Here is a 24,818-nt window from a genome sequence, read left to right on the forward strand (position 1 = left end):
CCTTCTCGATGCGACGGATGCGCAAGTTGCTGGAGAGGGCGGCGTTCGGCCTGACGCTGACCGGCCTGGTCGTCGCGGCCAGGGCGGACATCGTCACGCTGAAGAACGGGACCGTCCTGAAAGGGGCGGTCGACAAGGATAACACGGTTGTCTCGGTGTTTGACGGCCTGAAACGGGTGATCGTCCGCGACACCAAGATCGCCAAGACCGATCCCGAGGCGACCTACGCCAACGCCGAGTCGTTCCGGTTCATCCAGCCGCTGGAGAAGCACGCCGGCAGCATGCCCAGGTACGCCATCGGCATTAAGGCCGGCCCCTGGAGCGACCGTGCGAGGCGCAGCTACCAGTATGTCGGCCCCAAGTCTTCGAAGCCCGTGGCCATGACCCAGGCGATCATCGACCTGGGCCCCCGGATCTCGAAGCTGCGCGGCGTCGATGAGTTCTGGACCGGGCAGATCCCCACGTCGACCCTCCCGCGCGACGTGGTGATGGGCCTGCTTGGCAATATTATCCAAAAGGAAAATAAGAGCGAACGACTGGCCAAGGGCCGGTTCCTGATCCAGGCGGAGTGGTACCCCGAGGCGATGGCCGAGCTGGCCTCGATCGAGGCCGATTTCCCCGAGGAGAAGGAGAATATCGGCGTGGCCTTGAGGAACATCCGCGACCTCGAAGCCCGCCGGGTGCGGGCCGAGATCGACGTGAGGCGCTCGGCGGGGCAGCCGAAGAAGGTGGCCGAGCTGCTGAAAGGCTTCCCGACCGGCGAAGGGGTCTCCGAGGAACTGCTCCAGGAGGTGCGCGACCTCCTGAAGCAGGACGAAGATCAGGCCGCCGCGGATCGGGCCCTGGCCGAGCAGATCAGGACACTCCCCGATGAGCTGATCGAGGTCCAGGACAAGGCGGACTGGAAGAATCGCATGATCGAGGTCCTCCGGTTCTTCGACGAGGCACCCGATGCGATCCGCCCGAGGTTCGAGCCCCTGCTCAAGGCCGACTCCAGCCTCGATGCCCGGGGAAAGCTGGCGCTGGCCGTCTCCGGCTACGTGCTCGGGGCCGAGGGGGCGGTGTCCAATCTGGACGACGCTTCGACGCTCTGGAAAGCCCGCGACATCGTCCGACGCTATCTGGCCTCCCGCCCCGAGGATGACCGCCCGGCCATGGCCGCCGAGCTGCAGGCGCTAAGCAGGCCGGGGCCCGACGGGGCGACGCTGCCGATGGATTTCACCACGGTCGGCCGCATCGCCAGGGTGCTGCCGCCCCCGTTAATGGACTCGAAGGAATCCCCGAAGGCCATCCGGACGCATCGGGTGCGCGACGACGCGAGCGAGTCGCCGACGGAATACACCCTGATGCTTCCGCCGGAATATCACCCGCTGCGGAGCTATCCGCTCGTGGTCGCGCTGCACTCGGGCCGGGGCCCGGCGTCGGCGATCGACTGGTGGCAGGCCGAGGCGACGCGTCGCGGTTACATCGTGCTGGCGCCGGAATACAACCTGCCCGACCAGTCGCCCGACTATCGCTATTCCGCCACGGAACATGCGGCGGTCGAGCTGGCCTTGCGCGATGCGCGGCGGCGGTACTCGGTGGACTCCGATCGCATCTACCTGGGCGGCCAGTTGCTGGGAGGGAACATGGCGTTCGACTTCGGCCTGGCTCACCCCGACCTGTTCGCCGGAGTCGTCGTGGTCTCGGGCCTCCCCGCGAAGTACGTCCCGCGCTACACGCAGAACGCACAGAACCTCCCGCTTTACGCAGCTTACGGCGAGTTTGCTCCTGCGGCGAACGAAGTCATCTTCGGTACGCTGCTCAAGCCGCTGATCTCCAAAGGCTGGGACGTGACTTACGTCGAGTATCAGCGGAGAGGGCTCGAGGAGTTCCCGGAGGAGGCCGTCCCGGCCTTCGATTGGATGGACCGGCGGCGGCGAGACCCCTATCCCAAGGCATTCAAGTTCGATTCGGCGCGGGGGAGCGACAATCGGTTCTTCGGCGTGGTCATCGACTCCCATCACAACGGCCGGACCACCGAGCCCGATGCGGTCGACCCCGTGGGCAAGAACCTCAATCCGGCGCGTGTGGAGCTGAAGATCGGCGCGAGCACCAACCTGGTGAACCTCAAGACCGCCGGCGTCCGCAGGCTCTATATCTGGCTGGGGCCGGCCGAGGTCGACTTCTCGAAGCGGGTCGAGCTGCGGGTCAATGACAGCCCCAAGCCCGTCTACCGGGCCGTTCCCCCCGTCTCGTTCGGGCCGATGCTGGACGACCTGCGGATCCGCGGCGATCGGCAGCAGATGTACGCCCTGAAAATCCCGGTGGGATAGTCGCCACGTTGGCGGATGGGCATGATTAATGCGATCTGGCCCGGCCGGCCGCCCGCATCCTCAAGTGACGGATGCAGGGGCCGGGCCGTCCGTGCTGCAAGAGATTCCGAGGGATTGACTCGTGACCGATGACTTTCGCACGCCGGAATGGGTCCGCGACGCGGTGTTCTACCAGATCTTCCCCGACCGATTCGCGTCGAGTCTGAGCGTACCTAAGCCGAGCGGGCTCGATGCATGGGGTTCCGCCCCGACCTACTACTCATACCAGGGCGGCGATCTTATCGGGGTCGTCGAGAAGCTCGATTACCTCCAGGATCTCGGCGTCAACGCGGTCTATTTCACCCCGGTCTTCCAGTCTGCGTCAAACCACCGCTATCACACGCACGACTACGAGAAGGTCGACCCCATGCTTGGGGGGAACCAGGCGCTGCGAAGGCTCGTGGACGAGGTGCACGGGCGGGGGATGAAAATCGTCCTCGACGGCGTGTTCAACCATGCCAGCCGCGGCTTCTTCCAGTTCCACGACATCCTCGAGAATGGGCAGAACTCGGCCTATCTCGACTGGTTCACCGTGACCGGCTACCCGCTCAACGCGTATGAATCGAAGAAGCCGCTGGGCTACCACGCCTGGTGGGGGCTGCCGGCCCTGCCCAAGTTCAACATCAAGACGCCGGCGGTGCGGGAGTTCATCCTCGGCGTCGCCCGCAACTGGATCGACTTCGGCATCGACGGCTGGCGGCTCGACGTGCCGGGGGAAATCGAGGACGACGACTTCTGGCGGGCCTTTCGCGAGCGGGTCAAGGGGGCGAACCCCGACGCCTACATCGTCGGCGAGATCTGGCGCGAGGCCCGGCACTGGCTGCAGGGAGACATGTGGGACGCGGTGATGAACTACGTGTTCACCCGCGCCTGCATCGGCTTCTTCATCGGCCGCGAGATGGACGTCGCCGAGGTCAAGCAGACGAGCTTCAAGGCCATTGAGGTGGCCGATGCTCCCCAGTTCGCGCAGAATCTCCGCGACCTGATCGCCCTGTATCGGCCCGAGGTCACGGCCGTCCAGCTCAACCTGCTCGACAGCCACGACATGGCCCGGTTCGTCACCCTGGCGGGCGGCGACCAGTCGGCCCTGAGGCTCGCGACCCTCTTCCAGATGACCTACACAGGCGCCCCCTCGATCTATTACGGCGACGAGGTCGGCCTCTCCGGCGGCCACGACCCGGCCAACCGAGGCGCCTTCCCCTGGGGCCATCGAGACGACTGGGACACCGCGTTGCTGGCCGACTTCCAGAAGATGATCGCGCTCCGGCATGCCAGGCCGGCCCTCCGTCGCGGCAGCTTCGAGATTCTGCACGCGGCCGATGACGTCTTCGTCCACCTCCGGGCGCTGGGCGACGAGAAGGTGGTCGTGGCCTTCAACGTGTCCAGGTCGACCCGAGTGGCCGATGTCAACGTTTCCGGCAAGATCGCCGACGGCGCGGTGCTCGACGAGGTCTGGGCCGATGAGTCGGTGCGGGCCGAGGCGGGGATGCTGCGTGGGATCAAAATCCCGCCGCGATCGGCCAGGGTCTTCGCCACGCCGGCGGGTGCCCATCGATGAGCGGAATCGACGAGATCCCCCCCTCGTGGCGCATGCCCGAGGGGGTGGATGCCTCACTCTGGACTTATGCGCGATCGGTGCGGCTCGCGGCGGAAGAAGACTCCTACTTCGACGGCCACCCCTTGTTCCGTGTCGACCGCCAGTTCCTGCTCGACCGACTGACCGAGCCTGGTCGGCTCGTCGACCTGGGATGTGGCGCGGGCCGCCTCACGCTGGAGTTCGCCCGCCGTGGCTTCGATGCCGTCGCGGTCGACCTGAGCCGGCCGATGCTGCGTCAGGTCGGTGCAAAAGGGGCGAGTGAGGGCCTGGACGTCCCCAGGGTCGAGGCGAATCTCTGCCACCTGCCGTTCGGTGCGGACGAGTTCGACTCCGCCCTGCTGATGTTCAGCACCCTGGGGATGGTCCGAAACGAGCAGGCGCGGGATCGCGTCTTGGAGGAAGCCGCGCGCGTCCTCCGCCCTGGAGGTCGGCTCTTCCTGCATGCGCACAACCTCTGGCTGAACCTACACGACCCGCAGGGGCGAGCCTGGTTGATCGGCCGAGGGTTCCGATCGCTGGCCCGGAAGGCCGGCCGGGGCGACCGGACGATGACCTATCGGGGGATCGCCGGGATGACGGTCCACCTCTTCACCTGGGGCGAGCTTTCATCGGCGATCGGTCGGGCCGGGCTGGTCATCGAGGAGGCCCTGCCGATCAACGAGATCACGGCCGAGCCGATCAAGCGGCCAGGCTTCTTTCCCTCAATCCGCGCCGGTGGGTGGCTCGTCGTGGCTCGCAAGCCGGGGGCCTGACCGTCAGATCTGGTAGTCGAGCACCGACTGGATGTCGTCCGGCCCTTTGGTGGCGGTCCCCCGGAACCTTAGGCGTGGGTCTTCGATGGTGACGGTGGTGTAGGGCTCGACGGTCCGCGTGATCCAGGCCGAGGAGCCGATGACCGAGTGGTGGCCGACCACGGTCTTGCCGCCGAGGATGGTGGCATTGGCGTAGATGACCACCTCGTCCTCGATGGTCGGGTGCCGCTTGATATTGCGGAGGATCTCCCCGGTCTTCTCGTCGCGCGGGAACGAGAGGGCCCCGAGGGTCACCCCCTGGTAGAGCTTGACCCCGTCGCCGATCTGCGTGGTCTCGCCGATGACCAGGCCCGTCCCGTGGTCGATGAAGAATCTGCGGCCGATCGTGGCGCCGGGGTGAAGGTCGATGCCGGTCTTGGCGTGCGCGTATTCGGTCATCATCCGGGGGATGAGGGGGACTTCCAGCTTGTACAGCTCGTGCGCGATCCGGAAGACGGCAATGGCCGCGAGCCCCGGGTAGCAGAAGATGATCTCGTCGAGACCCTTGGCCGCGGGATCGCCGTCGTAGGCGGCTTGTGCATCGTCGGACAGGATGTTGCGCAGTTCGGGGATCGTCTCGAGGAACCGGATCGCTTTGAGCTGGGCCTCGGCCTCGAAGTCGGTCTCCAGGTCCTGCGAATCGCAGCTGTGCCTCATGGACCGGGTGATCTGCTGCGTCAAGCGGTCGTGGAGCGAGTCGATCAGGTCGCCGACGTGATAGCCGACGTTGCCCATGTGCAGGTTCTGGCGCCGGCCGTAGCCCGGGAAGATGATCTCGCGGAGGTCGGCCAGGATCTCGACGACTTCCCGATAGCTGGGCAGCGGCGTATGGCCGAGGTGGTGGATCCGGCCGCACTCCTCGTACGTCTCCAGGATCCGCTCGGTGAGGGCGGGCAGTGTCTCTTTCAGTCGCGTTTCGGTCGACATGGATGGACCATCCCCCGCCGTCGTCGCGACGGCCCGCCTGGCGTACATGCGTCGAGCGATTGTAGGACCCACGCCGGCGTCCGGTCAATCCGAGCCCCCGACACTCGACCTCGACATCCCGCCGCTCCTGGTTGCCGAGCCCTGCCTGGAGGTTACGATTGCTCCATTCACCCGCGAGACGCCGCGCGAAAGGCCCCGACGATGCAGCCAGCGAAGCTCGATCCGACGCCCCTCTTCGACCTCTTCCGGGGGAACTATGCCACCGAACTGCTGACCTCGGCGGTGGCCCACTTCGACGTGTTCGGAACGCTGGCGGATGGCCCGATCGGCTTCGAAGCGTTCTGCGAGGAACTCGGACTGGCGTCCCGTCCTGCCAATGTTCTGGTCACGGCGCTCCGGGCCATGGGCCTGATTGCGGTCAACAAAGCTGGCCAGCTTAAGGCAACGGAGCTGGGCTCGACGTTCCTGGTCCCCGCGGTCGGGCACGACATCGGCGGTTATCTGGGCCTGGCGGCGAAGTCGCCCGGTGTGGTCGAGATGGTCGAGCGGCTGCGGACGAACCGGCCGGCAAACGCCGAGGAAGGGGAGCCTGGCGCGGCGTTCATCTTCCGCGAGGGCCTGGCCTCGGCCATGGAACTCGAGGTCGAGGCGCGTACGCTCACGCTGGCCCTCGCGGGACGGGCCCGCAACGTGGCGCCCGTGCTGGCGGACGTCTATCCGCTCGACGGGGTGAGCACCTTGCTCGATGTCGCCGGCGGTTCTGGACTTTATGGAATCGCCTGGCTCCTGCGGCATCCGGACCTGCGTGTGATCCTCTGGGACCGGCCCGAGGTCCTGAAGGTTGCCGCCGAGCTGGCCGCCGAGCATGGCGTGGCCGACCGGCTCGACCTGGTCGCGGGCGACATGTTCAGCGACCCGGTCCCGGCCGGGGCCGACGCGATCCTCCTTTCCAACGTGCTGCACGACTGGGACGTTCCCGAGTGCCGCATGCTCGTGAACAAATGCGCCGAGGCCCTGGGTCCGGGGGGCCGACTCTTGATCCACGACGTGTTTCTGGACGACGACCAGGGCGGCCCGTTGCCGATCGCGCTTTACTCGGCGGCCTTGTTTACCACCACCGAAGGCCGGGCCTATAGCCGCGCGGAATACGCCGGCTGGCTCACGGACGCGGGTCTTGAGCCGGCCCAGAGTGTCGCGACGCGGGTCCACTGCGGGGTCTTGCCCGCGACGAAGTCGGGTGCGGCCTGAGGGTTGCCGTTCGATTCGACTGGTCAAGCCGGGCGCGGCTTCGGTAGCCTAGGCACGACCAGAGCATAAGTTGAAGGCCGACGCCGGTCCGGCGGGCCGGGCAGCCCTTTGAGAGTTTTGACCGCCATGATGATCAAGGCAAATGACATCCGTCGGGGAATGGTGATCACGATGGAGGGGACCGATTACGTGGTGGTCGACTTCGCCCACCACACCCCGGGCAACCTCCGCGCGATGGTCCAGACCAAGCTGAGGAACATGAAGACGGGCACCCTGATCGACAAGCGGTTGCGCTCGGTCGACCAGATCGAGGTCCCCTACGTCGAGACGAAGGAGTACGAATATCTATACTCCGCCGGCGACGAGCACGTCTTCATGGACAGCGAGACCTTCGACCAGATCTCCTTCTCGCCCGAGATCCTGGGCACGGCGATGCAGTACTTGCTGCCCAACAACAAGGTGATGGTCAAGTACGTCGCCGACAAGGCAGTTTCCATCGAAGTGCCTGCCTCTATTGATCTTGTGGTCACCGACACCCCCCCCTCGATGCAGGGTGCGACGGCGACCAACCAGTACAAGGAAGCGACGCTGGAGACCGGCCTCAAGGTGCAGGTCCCGCCGTTCATCACCCCCGGCACGAAGATCAAGATCGACACCCGCACGGGTGAGTACGTCGAGCGCGTGACCAAGTAAGGTCAAGCCATTTGAGGGCCCGGGACTGCCCGGGCTGGCGAGTTGAGAGAAGCAGGTTCAACGAGGGCGGGGCAGCACGGATGGCCCGCCTTCGATGGCCTGGCAGGCTAGGGCCGGGGGAAGGCCGCGACGTCGCGGGATCGGGCCGGTGATCGGTGGCAAGCTGGCGGCGGCCTGAGTAAGATCGTGCCCCAACCGGTCGAAGGATCCTGCCGGCAGGTCGATGCTCCACATCCACTGAATCGACGACACTCGGCAAACTGAGCATAAGGAGGTGCTGCTGTGCAGAGCCAACCCGAATCGACCCTGGTCGTCTCGCCCGACGATCGTCTCTCCAGCCTCGATCAGTCCCTCTCCGCTCAGACTCCCTCGACGCCGCAAGCCGCCGCCCCGATGGGCCTGCTGACCCGCGCCCGCCTGGCCCTGAAGCTGGCCATGTGGCCGGGGACGAATTGGGTGAGCCGCGACAAGTCGAAGGTGATCCACCACCTCCTCGTCGGCTCCGACGACCAGCCCGTCCGAACCCTCGATTGCGGCTGCGGCAACGCCTACTTTGCGTATGAAGCCTTCAAGCGAGGTGCAACCTGCACCGGGATCACGATCTACGACTGGGAGCGGCGGAAGTGCGAGGAGATGCGGGACTACCTGCAAGTTCCCGAAGCCCGCATGCAATTCCAGGTCGGCCGCCTGGACCTGTTCGCCGATGACCCGTCGAACCACGAGAAGTTCGACCAGGTGATGATGTTCGACGTCATCGAGCACATCATGGATGCCCGTGCGGCCCTCCGGCAGGTGCATACCCTGCTCGACGACGACGGCTTCGTCTACCTCACGACCCCCGACCGCGACTGGCAGGGCAACGCGTCGCGCGGCCGGGTCTCGCGGACCGAGGACGGCTGGCACGTCCGCAACGGGTTCACGTTCGAGCAGCTCGAAACGGTGCTGGAGGAGAGCGGCTTCGAGCCGATCGACCGCCTGCGGTTCGGGACGAACGGCTCGACGCTGGTGACCCGGCTCCAGCACTCCGTCTTCCGCTCGTGGATCGACCCGCTGACGGTCCTCTTCTTCCCGCTCCTGAAGCTTCTGTCGCTGGTGCCTGGGCGTGACACCCATACGATCTTCGTCCTGGCGCGCAAGCGGCAGATCTGAATCGTCCGCCGAACACCCTCTTGCCCCGCGAAGCGAGACCCCTCGATGGCCGACCCGCTGCGTCTGATGGTCGTCGGGGCGCATCCCGACGACGCCGATTACAAGGCGGGGGGCCTCGCGGCGCTCTATCTGGAGCGAGGGCATGAGGTCCTGTTCATCTCGGTGACCAACGGCGAGTCGGGCCATCATCGGATCAGCGGCCCCGAGCTCGTCGAGCGGCGGCGGGCCGAGGCGGCCGAGGCGGGGCGTCGGGCGGGACTGACCTACGAGGTCTGGGACAATCCCGACGGTCGTCTCGTCGCCGATCTGCCCCGGCGCGAGGCCCTGATCCGGTCCATCCGCCGGTTCAAGCCCGACCTGCTGCTGACCCATCGACCCAACGATTATCACCCCGACCACCGCCAGACGAGCCTGATGGTGCAGGACGCTGCCTACCTGCTGACAGTGCCGCCGATCTGCCCCGACGTGCCGCACCTGCGCCGCGACCCGGTGATCGCCTATCTTTCGGACACATTCAGCCGCCCCTATCCGTTCCACCCGACGGTCGCCCTCGACATTGGCGCGGCCTGGGATCGTAAGATCTCGATGCTCGACGCCCACGTCTCGCAATTCTACGAGTGGCTGCCCTACAACATGCGAATCGAGGACAGCGTCCCGGCCGATGCGGCGGCACGTCGCTCGGGCCTCGAAGAATGGATGAGGACGGGTTCGCTCGAGCTTGCAGGGCGGATCAGATCAAAACTGGTCGCAACCTACGGTCCCGATCGAGGGGCCTCGGCCACGCTGGTGGAGGCGTTCGAGGGGTGCGAGTACGGGGCCCCGCTGGACGAGCCGGCGATTGCAAGGCTGTTCCCGATGCTACCCACGGGCGACGAAGTGACCCGGTAACGGGCGCTAGACCCGCGCCGGGGCCGGGGCTATCATCGAGTTCGATGCGGTTGATGGCCGTCGTTACGCCGTTGGAGTCAGCACCTTGGATGCCGTCACGCGTCTGCTCTCGGATCTCGTCTCGATCCCCAGCGTCAACCCGATGGGGAGATCCCTGAAGGGGCCGGACTTCCTGGAGACGAGGATCGGAGACTACCTCGACTCGTACTTCCGCGACCTCGGCGTCTCCTACACACGCGAGCCGGTCGCCCCGGGCCGCGACAACATCATCGCCCGGTTCGAGCCGCCCGGTTCAAGGTCGACGCTGCTCTTCGACGCCCACCAGGACACGGTGCCCGTCGACGGCATGACGATCCCTCCGTTCGAGCCCTCGATCCGCGACGGCCGGCTGTACGGCCGGGGCTCCGTCGACATCAAAGGGGGCCTGGCGGCCATGCTCGCCGCGTTCTCCAGGCTGGTGCGCGAACGCCCCGAGGGGGCTGCCACGGTCATCATGGCCTGCACGGTGGATGAGGAATTCACCCACATCGGGTCGTCGGCGCTGGCCCTGAATACGCGTGGGGCCGATCTCGCGGTGATCGCCGAGCCAACCCTGCTCGACCTCGTCGATCGCCACAAAGGGGCCGTTCGGTGGAAGATCAGGACCGCCGGCGTGGCCTGCCACAGCTCGACTCCGCACCTGGGCGACAACGCGATCTACCGGATGGCCGGAGTGCTCGACGCGCTCGCGGAATATGCCGGCGAGCTGGCACGGTCGGAGCCCGACAAGGTTCTCGGGCCGCCGAGCCTGTCGGTGGGGCGGATCGATGGGGGGCTGAGCGTCAACGTCGTACCAGACTGGTGCGAGATCGACATTGACCGGCGCCTGATCCCCGGCGAGACCGGCCCCGACGCGATTGGAAGGGCCGAGAGCTACGTGAAAGCCCACATCGCCAGGCCCGATCTCGTGGAATTTCTGCCGCCCTGGGTGAACATGCCCGCGCTCTGCCCCGACGCCGAGCGACTTGGCCCCTGGCTCAACCCATTGAAGGCCGCCATCCAGTCGATCCGTGGCGTCGCGCCCAGCGTGCACGGGGTGCCGTTCGGGACCGACGCGGGCCCGATCGGCGCGACGGGGCTCCCGTGCGTCGTCTTCGGCCCCGGGGATATTGCCCAGGCTCACACGAAGGATGAGTGGGTGGATCTCGACCAGGTGAGGGCCGCAGCAGAAATCTATCACGCGATGGCAATCGAGGTGGGCCGGGCCGGTCGCTGAGGCCTTCGAAATAAGGCAGCCCCGGCGGTCGGGAACCGCCGGGGCCGATCGTCTGCCGGGACAGGGAGGGACGCCTCGGAGAGGTTGGTCGCCCGGAGAACGTCATCGCGGCCTTGGCCGCGATGGCGGGTTCAGAAGACGTCGAGGGTGAAGTGATTCCCCTCGTAGTACTTCATCTTGTTCAGGCCATGCCAGCCGTTGGGATGACGGACCCCGAGGTGCCGCTTGCCGCCGTAATAATTACGGTACATCGGACCCTGGATCTGGGGGACGATCCGCTGCTCACGCGGGTAGACGTACCAGCCGTCGTGCAGCGAGCGGTATTCGTGGCCATTGCCGGGGACCTGCGGGGGCGTGTAGGGCCAGTGCAGATAGTCGCCCCAATCCTGGGCCTGCGCCGAGGCGGAGACGCTGAGGATCGCGATGGCCAGCAATGCAATCTTGCGGAGCGAAGTGAGCGACACGATCCACCTCCGTGTAGAGAGTCGATTCGCAGACGTTGGGAAGCATGACACGCGGACGGATCGCGGGCGGGAACGGGCCGAACTTTTTTCGGGGCGGGCGACGGGTTGCGCCAGGTCCACGGATGACGACACCTCCGGGAGTTCTGACGATGGGACGATTCCGACCGCTCGACGGGATGATCCAACTGCTGGCGGTGGTCGCGGTCGCGGCGATGATCGGCGAGACGTCTCGCGCCGAGGCTCCTCGTCCGGAACTCGACCGACTGAGGAATCACGTCGAGGTCCTCGCCTCGCCCGCCTTCGAAGGTCGACGTGGGGCAGGGGCCCGCAAGGCCGAGGCTTACGTGCTCGACGCCTTCAAGAAGCTGGGCCTCGAACCGCTCTTCGGCGACTCGTTCACGCAAGACGTCCCCGATAACGACCCCGCACGTATCATCGGCCGCAATGTCGGCGTGGTCATGCGCGGCTCAGACCCGGCCCTTCGTGATGAGTACGTCATGCTCGCGGCGCATTACGACCATCTGGGGGTACGCGACGGCGTCCTCTATCCGGGTGCCGACGACAACGCATCGGCCGTGGCGATGTTGCTGGAGACGTCCAGGTCGTTCGTCGAGGCCGACGTGAAGCCGCGCCGGAGCGTCATCTTCATGGCGTTCGACCTGGAGGAGTTTGGCCTATTCGGATCCCGCTATTTCGCGGCGCACCCGCCCATGCCGCTGGAACAGATCAGGCTGTTCATCACCGCCGACCTCATCGGCAGGTCGCTCGGAGGGGTCTGCGAGCGTGACCTCTTCGTCATCGGCGCCGAGAACTCACCCGGCGTTCGCCCCTGGATCGAGGAAGCGTCCGTGGGCCGCGACCTGCGGGTTGGGCAGCTCGGGGCCGACGTCCTGGTCCTCGACCGTAGCGATTACGGCCCGTTCCGGAGCCGCAAGGTGCCGTTCCTCTTCTTCTCCTGCGGCGAGAGCCCCGACTATCACAAGCCGACCGACCTGGCCGAGACCCTGAATTATCCCAAGCTGGCCGAGGTCAGCCGGGTGATGCACGACGTCGTCCGCAAGGCCTCGCTCGCCGATTCGATCTCGGGCTGGGTCGCAACCCCGTCCAACACGCTGGACGAGGCGGTCACCGTGCGCGATATCCTCACGACGCTCCTGAAGCATGAAACGAAGCTGAGCGTCGGCGCGGCCCAGAAGTACCTGATGAAGGCGACGTTGCGCACGCTCGAAGACGCCATCGGCCGGGGGACCCTCACCCCCGAGGAACGTGCCAGGATGGTGCAAGTCGTCCGGCTGGTGATGTTCTCGGTCCTCTAGCATGCGGACGGGTCGCCCCCGTCAGTCGGGCCGGATCCGAGGCAGGGCGGGGGGAATCTCGCGGATCTGCGGGACATCCGGCTCGATCAAGGGCATCGGTTCGAGCTGAGGAATCGCCTGCGGGTCGCCCGGCCGCGGCGCCGGGGCGTCATCGACAGGATCAAGGCCGAGGCCCGGCATCGGGGCGTCCGGGTTGCCGAAGTCGAGCGGGTCGGACGGGCCTCCCGCCGGATTGGCCGCGACCTGCCGCTCCTGGGCGTCGACCATGGACAGGAGATACGCGGGCCAACCCTGCCCGACGGCCGCCTCGATGATCACGACGGGGTGGTCGCCAACCATCTCGATGCGTTGAGGGGCGGCGGGCTCGGTCGCCTTGAGATAGTTGAGGGTCGCCCTGGCACGGTCGAACTCGCCGCGGGCGGCGAAGAGCTGGGCCCGAAGCCCGAGTGCACGCTGACGTTGTCGGGGAGTCTCCAGGCCGGGCTCGATCGCGGAGAGAGACGCCTCGGCGGCCAGGTAATCGCCCTTGAGATAGTCGAAGAAGAGGCGGGCCTCTGCGAGCGCACGCAGGGTCGAGGGTTCGGCGGGGGGGGCGTCGGCCGGCCTGTCGCACATGGCTCGGCCAAGCCTGCCGATCTTCTTGAGACGCAGGCCGGCTTCAGACGTGAGGGGGAATTCGCCCACGACGGGCAGCCAGGTCGGTCTGGCGATCGGACGCCCCTCGTCGGTGGGGGGGACCGACGGGTTGGCGACAATCCCGCGTGCCGCCGAGGCGAGCGTGGCGATCCAGTCCAACCGCGCATCGTCGTCGGCCGCGATCAGGGTCGACTTGTTGGTCTCGAGGTCGAAGACCAGCGGCGGCGACTGGCTCTCGATCGGCCCGAGCCTCATCGCCAGACCCTTGCCCGACGGGGAGACCGCCAACGAGCCGATCGGCAAGGCGATATCAACGGGATGGAACTGGCGGTAGACCTGATTGGCACGCGGCAGGCACCAGACGATCGTCGTGTCGCGCCCTTCGATCGCGGTGGCGAAGAACGCGTTGTCGCCGTCGCGATCGAGCGCCATCGAGACCCCCTGGAGCGACTTACCTCGGGTCAGGGTCTCGGGGACGAGGATCCGGATGGGGAGGGGGACCGGCGGCGTCTCGTCGACCCTGACCCGGATCAGGTCGGCCTGCTCCGAAGGGATCCGTGCACCTCGCGCCTTGGGCCGGCGCGCGACGGCGAAGACCGAGAGCCCGTCGCGGGACCACGCGGCCGGCTGCATCGAGGCCCCGACATCGGCCAGGTGTCTCGGGGCTCCCAGTGAGGCGTCGAGGCAATAGAGAGCCTGGGGCTCCCCCCCCCGGACGTACGCCAGACGGCCGCCGACCGGCGACCAGCTCGGCAGGTAGGCATCCTCAAGCACCTTGACCACCCGGCCGTTCTCGGCCCGGACGATCGCGAGGCCCCTGGGCTCGAGCGTGGGGACGGCCAGATATCGGCCATCGGGGCTCCAGGAAACCGCCAGGCCGGGTAATTCGGCGAGATGCTCATTGTCGAGCGGCAGAGGTTGGCTGAACAGCTCGCGACGTCGGTCGAGCCCCTCTCGGACGACCAGCTCGTAACGCCCGCGACCACCCGCCTCGGGGACCACCTTGACGTAGGCGATCGCCGAGCCGTCGGGGCTCCACCCGGGGGACGAGATGGGGGCCGTCGATTCCTCGATCAGGACCGGCGTCGAGCCGTCGGTCCGGGTCGCCCAGAGCCGGTATCCGGTCGGCTTCTCGACGCTCGCAGGGCGTCGCGCATCGGACTCGAAGATCCAGCCGGCGGGAAGCCTCGACCCGGCGGGCCGCACCGCGGAGGTGTAGGCTAGCCAACGCCCGTCGGGCGACCAGAAGATCGGGGAATAGAGGCAGCCGGAGAACGCCGTGACGAACGCGGCCAGGCACGTCGCCCGGGCGAGATGGGTCTTCATCGGCGGTCTCCCTTGCGGGGCGGGGAATGTCCGGGCGGGTCGCCTTCGATCATATCCGCCGTGGTCCGGGGCGTCGATCGGGTCGCGGAGTCGAGCCATTTCAAGCAACAGATTTCGGAAACAGGGCTAAACGGGTAGTCCAGGAAATTTGGGCGAAATCGGCGAATTCGGTCCTTCGGTTTGACCTTGGCCGTAGACGGAGTAAAGTTTCCTCGAAGGCAACGAAGACTCGTCTCGGGCCGCTCGCCCCAGTGCGGGGCCGTCCGAGAGACTGCTTGTAGTCTCGGCGTCTGCTTCTTATGGTGTAAGATTCGTCCCGGGAGCCGCCGGGTGCATCCTTTGCCCGTCGGATCAACGGAGATCCCCGGGGCGGCCAGTCCACAACGCGGGGCCTTCCATGCGTTTCGTGCTCATTGATCGCATCATCGAGATCGAGTCGGGCCGGTCGTTGGTGGCCTTGAAGAATCTTTCGCTCGCGGAAGAGTATCTGGCCGACCACTTCCCCGGTTTCCCGGTGATGCCGGGCGTCTTGATGCTCGAGGCATTGACTCAGGCCGGCGCCTGGCTCCTGCGTGAGATGGAAGACTTCGAATATAGCGTGGTCGTCCTGAAGTCGGCGAAGACGATCAAGTACGGAAGCTTCGTCGAGCCCGGACGGCAGCTCTCGATCAAGGTCGAGCTGCTCTCGCAGGAAGGCCGCGACGCCGTCTTCAAGGGGACGGGCACGGTCGAGGGGCAGTCGGTGGTGCAGGGGAAATTCACCCTCACGCGCTACAATCTCCGGGAGAAATCTCCCGGACTTTACGCGACCGACGCCGCCCTGGTCGCCCACCTTCGCGATCTCTACTCCAACTTGCTGAAGGGGTCGGTCGGCTCCAAGGCGATGACCCGGATCGTCGTCCAGCCTCAGGCCACGACCACCACCTGACCGCCTTGGGGAGGGGTGAGGCGTGAGGGTGGAGTTGCAACGAATCGTCATAATCGACACAATGTTCCTCGCCCACGAGCCTCAGGCCCGACCTCGACCGAGGCCGGCAACCCTCCTCGCGATGTCTTCGACGAGCCCGAGGCGACGTTCTACGATCGAACGGCAGGACTGAAGTCCATTCGATCGCCGGCCGATGTAGTGAGGTAACTTGGTTGCCTCGGCGTCGATCGGGCGCTGACCCCCGCGGAGAGGGTTGTGGCGTTCCCGCAATTCGAGGATTCTATGCCTTCACACGACGAGATTTACCAGAAAGTTCAGACGACCCTGGTCGACGCCCTGGGCGTTGATGAGGACGACATCACCCCGGGGGCAACCCTTCAAGGTGATCTCGGTGCCGAGAGCATCGACTTCCTCGACATCGTCTTCCGCCTCGAGCGGAACTTCGGCATCACGATCCCCCGCGGCGAGCTCTTCCCCGAGAATGTCGTCTCCGACCCCGAGATGATTTCCGGTGGCAAGCTGACGGCCAAGGGCCTCGCCGAGGTCAAGGCCCGGATGCCGTACGCCGACCTGACCGAGTTCGCTTCGAACCCCGAAGTGGACCGCATGGGCGACCTGTACACCGTCGAGATGCTCGTCCAGTACGTCTCCAGCAAGGTCTGAGCACCTGCTGGTCGAGCTGACCCGAGGCATCCGACATGACCCGGCTGACGCAACGGCGTCAGGCGTCAATTCGATTGACCTGACGCCGTGGTCGTCTCCTCCTTGTCCGACGCTCCTCGAACGCGTTTCCTTCACGCCGGCACCCGCCGGCCCGTCCGGTCTGCGCGGATACACCCGACCATGCGCTGGATTTGGATCGACAAGTTCCTCGAGTTCCGAAGCGGCGAATTCGCCCGAGCCGTCAAGAATTTGACGCTCGCCGAGGAGCATTTGCACGATCATTTCCCGGGATTCCCGGTGATGCCCGCCTCCTTGATTATCGAGGGGTTGGCACAGACCGGCGGAATCCTGGTCGGGGAAGCCAATAACTTCACCGAGAAGGTGGTCCTGGCGAAGATCCCTCGGGCCGAGTTCTTCGGCGTCGCCTGCGCCGGCGATCAGCTGATTTACGAGGTGACGCTGAAGGACCTGCGTGAGCAGGGCGCCTTCGTCGAAGCCAAGGCGTTCCTGAACGGTGAGCTCCTGGCCGACGTCGAGATCTTCTTCGCCCACCTCGATAAGTCGCGGGTCAACCAGATCTTCGGGTCCAAGAATTTCGTCTTCACCCAGCAGATGCTCACTGTCCTGAACCTGGCCAAGGCCCAGGCGGCGGCCAAGGAAGTGGCGGCCGCTGCGGCCCTGACCGTACCCGCCGACGGGCAGGCCGACGGGGTGACCCCCGTGCCCGCCTCGACGTCCAACGACGGCATCTGAGGGTGACCTCTGCCCGTCTGCTCGCCATCGACCCACGAGTCTCCTCCGTGTCTCCCCTTGACTTAGAGCGCCCGTAGACCATGGCCCGCAACGACCGCCGAGTCCTCATCACCGGCTTGGCCGTGATCAGCCCCGTCGGCATCGGCGCCGAGGCCTATCGCGCCAGCCTTGCCGAACGTCGAGGTGGGATCGGTCCCATCCGCTCGTTCCCCGTCGCGGGCCTGCCCAGCTCCGCTGGCGGCGAAATCGCCAATTTTCGCGCCCGCGATCACGCCGTCCCCAAGCACGCCAAGGCCCTGCAAAAGAGCCTGAAATACATGGCGCGTGACATCCAGCTGGCCGTCGCCGGGGCCGAGCTGGCCATGGCCGACGCCGGCTTGATCGATGGCGGCGTCGATCCGACCCGGATCGGGCTCGACCTCGGTGCGGGGCTCATCGCCACCGACCTGGACGAGCTGGCCCCGGCCATGCAGAAGGCCTTCCCCAATGGGAAGACGCTCGACTACAAGGCCTACGCCCGTGAGGGGATCCCCCTCATCCCGCCGATCTGGCTGCTGAAGTATCTGCCCAACATGCTGGCGTGCCACATCTCGATCCTGATGGATTGCCAGGGGCCCAGCAACTCGATCACCGAGAACGAGGCCGCCTCGAACCTCGCCATCGGCGAGGCGACCCGGATCATCCAGCGCGGTCGGGCCGACGTGATGATCGCCGGCGGGGCCGACACCAAGATCCACCCGATGAGCCTCGTCCGGATCGGTCTGGCCGAGCAGATGAGCAACTGGGCCGGTGATCCCGCGGCCGCCTGCCGCCCATTCGACAAGGATCGGGCCGGCATCGTCCCGGGCGAAGGGGCGGGCATCCTTATCCTTGAAGAGGCCGAGCACGCGGCACGCCGCGGGGCCAAGGTCTACGGCGAGATCCTGGGCGCCGGTTCCGGCTGCGATGCCCATCCCGCCGGCGGACAGGACCCCGAGGGGAAGGGGACCGAGGTCGCCATCCTCGCCGCGCTCCGCGACGCGGGCCTGAAACCCTCCGACATCGGCCACGTCAACGCCCACGGCTCGGCCACCCGGATCTCAGACCTGGCCGAGGCCCGCGCCATCCGCCGTATCTTCGGCGACGGCCAGTCGGTGCCCGTGACCGCGCTGAAGGGCTACATGGGCAATCTCGTCTCGGGCTGCGGGGTCGTCGAGGCCATCGGCAGCCTGCTCGGCGTCAATTCGGGTTGGATCCCCTCGGTCCTGCATTGCGACGAGCAGGATCCCGAGTGCGGATTAGACCTGGTCCTTGGCCAATCGCGGCCGACCGACAATCCGATCTTCGTGAACACGAATCTCACACGCAACGGTCAGGCGGCCGCCCTGGTCATCCGGGGTCAGCGGTCGTCGGGCTGAATCCCTCCCGGGTCGGCCTCGTACTCTCCCACCGTCCGTCGCATCGACCTCGGGCAAGGAACTTCGCATGCATCGTCGAGTCGTGGTCACCGGGATGGGGATGGTCACGCCGGTCGGAAATGACCTGGAATCCTCCTGGAAGGCGTTGCAGGAGGGGAAGAGCGGCGTCGGGCCGATCTCGCTGTTCGACGCCTCGTCCTTCTCCACCAAGATCGCCGCCGAGGTCAAGGATCTCGATCTCTCCAGGTATGTCGCCGACGTCGACCGCTGGAAGCATTGCAATCGGAACACGATCCTCGCCATCGCCGCCGCCACGATGGCCATCGCTGACTCCCGGCTCGAAGCCTTCGACGGCCTCGACCGGACCAGGTTCGGCATCTATCTGGGATCGGGCGAAGGCCAGCAGGACTTCCCCCGGTTCGCCGCCCTGATCTACCAGACGACGCAGCACCTGGCCGCGGACGACAAGCAGAACGGCCGGGTCGAGACCGCCTCGTACATCAGCGAGGGGGTCCACTTCCTGGACAAGATGCACGAGGCGGAGCAGGAGCCGGGGACTCCCTCGGGACACCTCGCGAGCCTTTTCGGCGCCCAAGGGCCGAACTCGAACTGCCTGACCGCCTGCGCCGCCAGCTCGCAGGCCATCGGTGAGGCCGTCGAGATCATCCGCCGGGGCGAGGCCGACGTCATGCTGTCGGGCGGCACCCACAGCATGATCCACCCGTTCGGCGTCACCGGCTTCAACCTGTTGACGGCCCTCTCCACGCGCAATGACGAGCCGACCCGTGCCAGCCGCCCGTTCGACCGGGACCGGGACGGGTTCATCCTCGGCGAAGGGGCGGGGATGATCGTGCTGGAAGGCCTGGAGCACGCCCTGGCTCGCGGGGCCACGATCCACGGCGAAGTCGTCGGTTACGGCTCGACGGCCGATGCATTCCGCCTGACCGACACCCACGACGAGGGGCGGGGGGCCATCGCATGCATGAAAGAAGCCCTGGCCGATGCCGGCCTCCAGCCGACCGATATCGACTATATTAACGCCCACGGGACCAGCACGTCGGTCAACGACTCGATCGAGACTCTCGCGATCAAGGGGACGTTCGGCGACGCGGCATACCATGTGCCTATCTCGAGCACGAAAAGTATGATGGGTCACCTCATCGCGGCCGCTGGCAGCGTCGAGGCGATCGTCTGCTTGCTCGCGATTCGAGACGGGGTGGTCCCGCCGACGATCAACCTGGAACATCCGGGCGACGACTGCGACCTCGATTACGTGCCCCACACGGCACGCAAGAAGGACGTCCAGGTCACCCTGTCCAACAGCTTCGGCTTCGGCGGCCAGAACATCTCCTTGATCCTCAAGCGATATACTGGCTGACGTCCCAGGTTCACCTAAGACGACTCAACTCCTCTCGCCCGACCCACCGCCGTCCCGATCGAGCACCGAGACTCCTCCCCCAGCGACGACTCCGGAGCCCCGCCGTGCCATCCCCCCTGACCCTGGCCGTGCTTCTCCCCGTGCTGGTGGTCTTACTCACCGTCGCCGGGTTATTTGCCTATATTTGGTTGCGATACGGCCCCGTCGTGGCCCGGATTTTCGAGGAGAAGCCCCTGTTTCTCCCGCTCCGGATCGAAGCCAAGCCCGGCGAGGAGGTTCGATTCCGGACCTCCGACGGGCTGACGCTGGCCGGCACTTATCTTCCCAGGCGTACGCAATCGAGGGCCGGCGTCGTCGTCTTCTCGCATGAGTACCTGAGCGATCGCTGGGGCGTTGTCCCCTACATCGACGGGCTCCGCGACCTGGGCTTCGACCTCTTCACCTTCGATTACCGCAATCACGGGCGGAGCGAGTCGAAGACCGACTACGAGCCGCTCCAGTGGGTTTCCGAATACGAAATCCGCGACCTGAAAGCGGCCCTGGCTTACCTGCGGACGAGGCCCGATGCCGACCCCGCCGGCGTGGGCCTCTTCGGGGTCAGCCGCGGCGGCACGACGGCCCTCTGCGTGACCGCGGCCGAGCCCTCCGTCTGGGGTGTGGCCACCGACGGCGCGTTCCCGATCCGCGGCACGATGATGGCCTACATCCAGCGCTGGGCCGAGATTTACATCCACTCCCGGAGCATCTTCAACAAGATGCCCAAATGGATGTACCGGTTTGTCGGCTGGGCGGGCCGGTCCCGTTCGGCACGTCGCTTGAATTGCTCGTTCCCGGATGTCGAGCGGGCCACCCGACAGATCGCCCCTCGCCCTCTGTTCATGATCCACGGCGAGAAGGACGCGTACATCTCGCCGGCCATCGCCCGGGGCCTCTTCGACGAAGCGGGCGATCCCAAGGAGATCTGGATCGTCCCGCTGGCCAAGCACAACCGGAGCCGCGAGCGTCAGCCCGAAGAGCACTTCGCCAGGCTCTCGAAGTTCTTCCGTGCGAATGCCCCTCGCAGCATTTCCGAGCCCGTTCGACAGGCCACCGAAGTTGTCCGCGAGGAAACGAAGGTCACCGAGCCCGTCATCGCGACAACGGTCTCGGCCTGACCTCGAGCACCGAGTCCAGCCAGTCGATCAGGTCGGTCATGTACCGGTCGGGATCGGGCTCGAATTCCAACGTGTGATGCGCCTCGGGATATTCGATGACCTTCCGGTCGGCACTCGCAAGTTGATCGAAGTAAGCACGGGTTTGAATGTTGTCCACGATCCGGTCCTGGCCGCCCAGCATCAATAAGATGGGCTGGGTGACCTTGGCCGGGATCTTGCGGACCTTCAGGTCGAGGAACGTGCTCGCCGCGAGCAGGCCGGCGGTGGCCACGCGCAGCGACAGCGAGTCGGCCGCGATGAAGGCCTGGCCGGCTGGCTCGGCGGTGAACAGGGCGGGGTCGGCCAGCGGGATCGGGAACGTCTTGCGGCGGTTGGTGGCGAAGGCCACCGCGATCCGCAGCTTCTCGACGAAGGAGACCCCGACCCTCGGCCTCAAGCCGGGGCAGATCAGGGCGAGCGCGTCGATCCGGTCGGGCCAGAGGCCCGCGGCGACCACCGCGAGCTTCCCACCCCAGCTGATCCCGGCAAGGGCCAGCGGCACGTCCGACTTGCCTCGGACGAAGGCCGTGAACTCGCCGACGTCGTCGACCAGCCTGCGGGACGACGGAGTATGGCCCCGATCCTGGCGATTGGCCCCCGAGCCGCGACGGTCGGGAAAATAGGCGACGTAGCCGCGACTGGCGAGGTTCCGGCCCATCCTGTGGTACCAGCCGCCGTGGCTCTGCACGCCGTGGAGGACCACGCAGGCCCCCCTGACCGATCCTTCGGGATGCCAGGTGGTGACGTGGATCGGGTAGCCGTCGGAGGCCGTCCAGGTCTCGGAACTCGGTTCAAGCATAGTCGAGATGCACCTTCCTGACGGTCAACGCGTCGAGGCCCTGCTCATCCACGGTGACCCCGAGCCCGGGCCCCTTGATCGGCCAGGCAAGCCCGTGGATCGTGAAGTTGACGCCCTTTGTCGTGATATTCCTCGCCAGGACGTGGCGGTCGTACGAGCCCTCGACGTAGCGGAGCCCGCGCAGATTCGAGGCGACATGTCGGCCGGCCGCCGAGAGCACCCCGGTTTCGCCCGGGTGGCAACCGAGCTGCACACCGAGGCCGGCGGTGTGGGCCATCGCCACCAGTCTCAGGCTCGGGAAGATTCCTCCGCACTTGGAGAGGCGGACATTGAAGAGGTCGGCTAGCCCCGCCTCGATGGCGCGCCGGCCGTCGGGCTCTCCGCAGAGCGACTCGTCAAGCATCACCGGCACGCCCAGCTGGGGTCGGAGTGACGCCAGGCTTCCAACGTCCTCGTGCGAGACCGGCTGCTCGAGCGCCGACGGTCGGCTGCCCAGGAGCGGGGCGACTCTTTCGATCAGCTCATGGGGTGCCCACGATTCATTGGCGTCGATCCGGATGTTCATCCAGGGCCCCAGGACCCGCCGCAGATTTCTGAGCCGTCGGGGGTCATCCTGCCCATCAACGCCTACCTTGATCTTGGTCTGCGAGAACCGGTAGAGGCGAAGTTTGAGGGCCGAGTAGAGCTCGCGCCGTGGGTCTTCGGCCGTGATCGCGCCGCTGTACCAGACCACGCCTGGCTTGGCCCGCAATGGAAGGCCCGGCACCTCGGCCATCCGGAGCGCCTCGCTCGCGGAGACGCCGAATGCCTGGCCGTAAGCGTCCAGGATCGCCAGTTCCAGGGCGCACCGGGCGGCGTTGCCGTCCATCCCTCGGGGATCGTCCTCGATCGAGGGGAGCGTGAAACGCTCGAGCGAACGGACGACACTCCGCATGTCAGAGGGTCGGCCGATGGCCCGGGCGACATCGACGCCGGAGAGGGCCCGGAAGGCCGTCTCGATGGTCTCGCCCGTGACGTAAGAGCGCGGGACCCCCTCGCCGACTCCGACCCGGCCGTCATCAAGGCGGACGCGTACGATCAGGTTGTCGCTGGTCGTCCGGTCGTGCGACGCGTGCTTGATGCGGCGTTTCAGCGGGACCGCGACGTGGTGAACGTCAATGGAAGAGATCAGCATTCGACGGCCCGATCGCGATGCATCGCACGCCCCTGCAAAAGAGCCGATCCGGGACTTCAACCGGCAACGGCGAGCCTCGGCTTCGAAGCCCGATTTGTTCGTCCTCGCCCGTCCAAACCGGCGATCCTCACCGACCCGTCGCCGACGTCCCTGACCCGTTGAGAAGGTACAGGCCCATCCCCAAGATGACCAGCCCAGCCGCCAGACCCAGGGCCCTCGACCCTCGACCCTTCGGTCCGAGGATTGATGGGACGATACGCCCGGAAGCCCAGGCCACCGTGGCCAAAACCAGCCCCATCCCCAGGCCGAACGCAATCAGCAGGATCAGCCCCAGGCCGAGTCGGCCCAACGCCTCGGCCAGCACGATCAGGCTGATGGCGTCCCAGCAGGGGACCAGGCCCGCGACTAGCCCCAGGCCCGCGACCTGCCACGCTCCTTTCATGGGAGGGAGGTCGTCCGTGGGAGCCTCGGCATGCTCGGGGACGCCCGAGACCCAGCGGCCCAGCTTCCAGGCACCGATGGCCGCGATCAGAAATCCGGCCACCCGAGTCAGCCCGTCGTCGATCTCGGCATATCGAGCGGTGCGCGTGGCGCGCAGAAGGCCGGCGACCGCGATCACGGCCCCGGTGTGGGTCAGCGTCACGGCCGACGCCAGAACGAACGCCAGGCCTCGTCCGCCGCCTCGACCCACGGAGACCGCCGCCACCAGCGACTTGCCATGCCCCGGCTGGAGCGAGTGCGCCGCCCCCAGGCCGATCGCGATCAAGATGAGAGCCGCGACCGACCAGCCACGCTCCGCGTCCAGGAGGCTCGCAGTCTGCCTGGAGAGCCAACCCCGCTCTTCCTCAGGCCGAGGCGGCTTCTGTTCGCTGACCTGGAGATTCGACGCAGTTCGTACTGGTCCAGGAGCCTGCGATGGTACGTAGAAGACCTCGACCTGCTTCGTCCGCTTTTCCTCGGAGTCGGAGAGCTCCCAGACGGCGCGGATGGGGATGTCGCCGACGTTCGCCGATAGCTCATCTCCGGTCAGCGTGATGCCGGGTTCTCCGGCGATCGCCAGCCTGCTTGTCCCTTCGCTGGCCGCGTAATTCGTGTCCTGGAGCCTGAGCCGACCCTTGGGCGGGATCCCGGCGATCATCCGGAACTCGAAGCGAGGGTGTCCCTCGACGACGACGTGGGAGCGATCGATCTTCAGGGCGATCTCGGCTCCGTCCACCGAGACGAGCAAGCCCTTTGCGTTCAGCGGGCCGGTCACCTGGGCGTAGATCTCGAACAGGGATCGTCGGTCGAGATTCGGCGGGATCTCGGCGAGGCCGCGCAAGTCCTGGACGAGCGTCAGCTCGGCCAGACTCACCTCGTACTCGACGATCAGCCGGCCGGGCTCGATCCGTGCCTGGATCGATCGGTCGACTCGCGCGTTGGGGATGTCATGGCCGCGAGCGTCGACCGCGACCACCGCAAGCCAGAAGATGAGTGCGGCGAGGCGGCGCATCGTGGGCACCGGCCTCAGTAGAACTTCTGGAGCGCCCGCGCGACGACGTAGATAACGACGTGCTTGCTGACCGGCTTGGCCAGCACGCAGAAGGCATGCGCCGAGAGGGCTTTGCGAAGAAGATTATCGTCGCTGGCCCCGGAGACCAGGATCATCGGCAGCATCCCCTTGATCTGGCGGACGATCTCCATCGTCTCCAGGCCGGTGAGGCGGGGGAGATGCATGTCCATGAGGGCCAGGTGGATGACGTTATGCTGCGCGATGTCGATGGCTTGCTCGCCACTCTCCGCCAGCAAGGTTCGATATCCTTGCGGCTCGAAGATATCGCGCAACGTTTCTCGGGCGACGGGGTCGTCGTCCGTGATCAGGATCGAAAATGGATGATCGGCAACCATGG

22 protein-coding genes are annotated in these 24,818 nt (G+C 66.4%); 15 read left to right on the forward strand and 7 right to left on the reverse strand.

Annotated elements, in window-relative coordinates:
* The first annotated feature begins 8 nt into the window (after positions 1-8).
* From EP7_RS06315 to EP7_RS06325, 3 genes are all read left to right on the forward strand, one after another.
* Entirely contained in the window at positions 9-2,315 is a 2,307-nt protein-coding gene (locus EP7_RS06315) for a carboxylesterase family protein (protein WP_463526896.1), read from the forward strand.
* 121 nt (positions 2,316-2,436) lie between these two features.
* Positions 2,437-3,912, forward strand: coding sequence for a glycoside hydrolase family 13 protein (locus tag EP7_RS06320; protein WP_463526897.1), 1,476 nt, complete (start codon positions 2,437-2,439; stop codon positions 3,910-3,912).
* On the forward strand, positions 3,909-4,703 hold the full coding sequence (locus EP7_RS06325; RefSeq protein ID WP_463526898.1) for a class I SAM-dependent methyltransferase: 795 nt from the start codon (positions 3,909-3,911) through the stop codon (positions 4,701-4,703). Before EP7_RS06320 ends, EP7_RS06325 begins: the two co-directional genes overlap by 4 nt.
* A gap of 3 nt (positions 4,704-4,706) precedes the next feature.
* Here EP7_RS06325 and epsC read toward each other — a convergent pair whose 3' ends face one another.
* Positions 4,707-5,669: a serine O-acetyltransferase EpsC gene (gene epsC, locus EP7_RS06330; protein WP_463526899.1), complete on the reverse strand. Its 963-nt coding sequence runs from the start codon at positions 5,667-5,669 to the stop codon at positions 4,707-4,709.
* A 201-nt stretch (positions 5,670-5,870) separates the two neighbouring features.
* Here epsC and EP7_RS06335 point away from each other — a divergent pair, with 201 nt between their 5' ends.
* From EP7_RS06335 to EP7_RS06355, 5 genes are all read left to right on the forward strand, one after another.
* Complete coding sequence (locus EP7_RS06335; protein ID WP_463526900.1) at positions 5,871-6,917, forward strand: methyltransferase; 1,047 nt, start codon at positions 5,871-5,873, stop codon at positions 6,915-6,917.
* A 126-nt stretch (positions 6,918-7,043) separates the two neighbouring features.
* Entirely contained in the window at positions 7,044-7,610 is a 567-nt protein-coding gene (gene efp / locus EP7_RS06340; RefSeq protein WP_463526901.1) for an elongation factor P, read from the forward strand.
* 282 nt (positions 7,611-7,892) lie between these two features.
* Positions 7,893-8,759: a class I SAM-dependent methyltransferase gene (locus EP7_RS06345; RefSeq protein WP_463526902.1), complete on the forward strand. Its 867-nt coding sequence runs from the start codon at positions 7,893-7,895 to the stop codon at positions 8,757-8,759.
* 45 nt (positions 8,760-8,804) lie between these two features.
* Positions 8,805-9,647: a PIG-L deacetylase family protein gene (locus tag EP7_RS06350; RefSeq protein ID WP_463526903.1), complete on the forward strand. Its 843-nt coding sequence runs from the start codon at positions 8,805-8,807 to the stop codon at positions 9,645-9,647.
* An 85-nt stretch (positions 9,648-9,732) separates the two neighbouring features.
* Positions 9,733-10,902 carry a M20 family metallopeptidase gene (locus tag EP7_RS06355; protein ID WP_463526904.1) on the forward strand — a complete coding sequence of 390 codons (1,170 nt, stop codon included), beginning with the start codon at positions 9,733-9,735 and terminating at the stop codon, positions 10,900-10,902.
* A 131-nt stretch (positions 10,903-11,033) separates the two neighbouring features.
* Here the strand turns inward: EP7_RS06355 and EP7_RS06360 are convergent, their stop codons facing one another.
* On the reverse strand, positions 11,034-11,366 hold the full coding sequence (locus tag EP7_RS06360; RefSeq protein WP_463526905.1) for a hypothetical protein: 333 nt from the start codon (positions 11,364-11,366) through the stop codon (positions 11,034-11,036).
* Between the two features lie 149 nt (positions 11,367-11,515).
* On the opposite strand from EP7_RS06360, the gene EP7_RS06365 reads away from it, so the two are divergent.
* Positions 11,516-12,682, forward strand: coding sequence for a M28 family peptidase (locus EP7_RS06365; protein WP_463526906.1), 1,167 nt, complete (start codon positions 11,516-11,518; stop codon positions 12,680-12,682).
* A gap of 21 nt (positions 12,683-12,703) precedes the next feature.
* On the opposite strand, the gene EP7_RS06370 is transcribed toward EP7_RS06365, so the two are convergent.
* Positions 12,704-14,644 (reverse strand): hypothetical protein, encoded by a 1,941-nt coding sequence (locus EP7_RS06370; protein WP_463526907.1) that lies wholly within the window; start codon positions 14,642-14,644, stop codon positions 12,704-12,706.
* A 397-nt stretch (positions 14,645-15,041) separates the two neighbouring features.
* Between EP7_RS06370 and EP7_RS06375 the strand changes: the two genes are divergently transcribed.
* From EP7_RS06375 to EP7_RS06400, 6 genes are all read left to right on the forward strand, one after another.
* Complete coding sequence (locus EP7_RS06375; RefSeq protein ID WP_463526908.1) at positions 15,042-15,572, forward strand: 3-hydroxyacyl-ACP dehydratase FabZ family protein; 531 nt, start codon at positions 15,042-15,044, stop codon at positions 15,570-15,572.
* 282 nt (positions 15,573-15,854) lie between these two features.
* Positions 15,855-16,235: an acyl carrier protein gene (locus tag EP7_RS06380; protein ID WP_463526909.1), complete on the forward strand. Its 381-nt coding sequence runs from the start codon at positions 15,855-15,857 to the stop codon at positions 16,233-16,235.
* Between the two features lie 180 nt (positions 16,236-16,415).
* On the forward strand, positions 16,416-16,988 hold the full coding sequence (locus tag EP7_RS06385; protein WP_463526910.1) for a 3-hydroxyacyl-ACP dehydratase FabZ family protein: 573 nt from the start codon (positions 16,416-16,418) through the stop codon (positions 16,986-16,988).
* Positions 16,989-17,068: 80 nt separating this feature from the next.
* Complete coding sequence (locus tag EP7_RS06390; protein WP_463526911.1) at positions 17,069-18,385, forward strand: beta-ketoacyl-[acyl-carrier-protein] synthase family protein; 1,317 nt, start codon at positions 17,069-17,071, stop codon at positions 18,383-18,385.
* A 67-nt stretch (positions 18,386-18,452) separates the two neighbouring features.
* Positions 18,453-19,763, forward strand: coding sequence for a beta-ketoacyl-[acyl-carrier-protein] synthase family protein (locus EP7_RS06395; RefSeq protein ID WP_463526912.1), 1,311 nt, complete (start codon positions 18,453-18,455; stop codon positions 19,761-19,763).
* 104 nt (positions 19,764-19,867) lie between these two features.
* Positions 19,868-20,917: an alpha/beta hydrolase gene (locus tag EP7_RS06400; RefSeq protein WP_463526913.1), complete on the forward strand. Its 1,050-nt coding sequence runs from the start codon at positions 19,868-19,870 to the stop codon at positions 20,915-20,917.
* On the opposite strand, the gene EP7_RS06405 is transcribed toward EP7_RS06400, so the two are convergent.
* The 4 genes from EP7_RS06405 to EP7_RS06420 all read right to left on the reverse strand — a co-directional run bounded on the left by EP7_RS06405 (position 20,892) and on the right by EP7_RS06420 (position 24,816).
* Complete coding sequence (locus EP7_RS06405; RefSeq protein WP_463526914.1) at positions 20,892-21,755, reverse strand: alpha/beta hydrolase; 864 nt, start codon at positions 21,753-21,755, stop codon at positions 20,892-20,894. The two genes, EP7_RS06400 and EP7_RS06405, sit on opposite strands and share 26 nt — an antisense overlap.
* Entirely contained in the window at positions 21,748-22,929 is a 1,182-nt protein-coding gene (locus EP7_RS06410) for a mandelate racemase/muconate lactonizing enzyme family protein (RefSeq protein ID WP_463526915.1), read from the reverse strand. Before EP7_RS06410 ends, EP7_RS06405 begins: the two co-directional genes overlap by 8 nt.
* 127 nt (positions 22,930-23,056) lie before the next feature.
* Complete coding sequence (locus tag EP7_RS06415) at positions 23,057-24,421, reverse strand: nickel/cobalt transporter (protein WP_463526916.1); 1,365 nt, start codon at positions 24,419-24,421, stop codon at positions 23,057-23,059.
* Between the two features lie 14 nt (positions 24,422-24,435).
* Entirely contained in the window at positions 24,436-24,816 is a 381-nt protein-coding gene (locus tag EP7_RS06420) for a response regulator (RefSeq protein ID WP_463526917.1), read from the reverse strand.
* Between the last annotated feature and the right edge of the window lie 2 nt (positions 24,817-24,818).

Source organism: Isosphaeraceae bacterium EP7 (assembly GCA_038400315.1).
In the GTDB taxonomy this organism is placed as follows: domain Bacteria; phylum Planctomycetota; class Planctomycetia; order Isosphaerales; family Isosphaeraceae; genus EP7.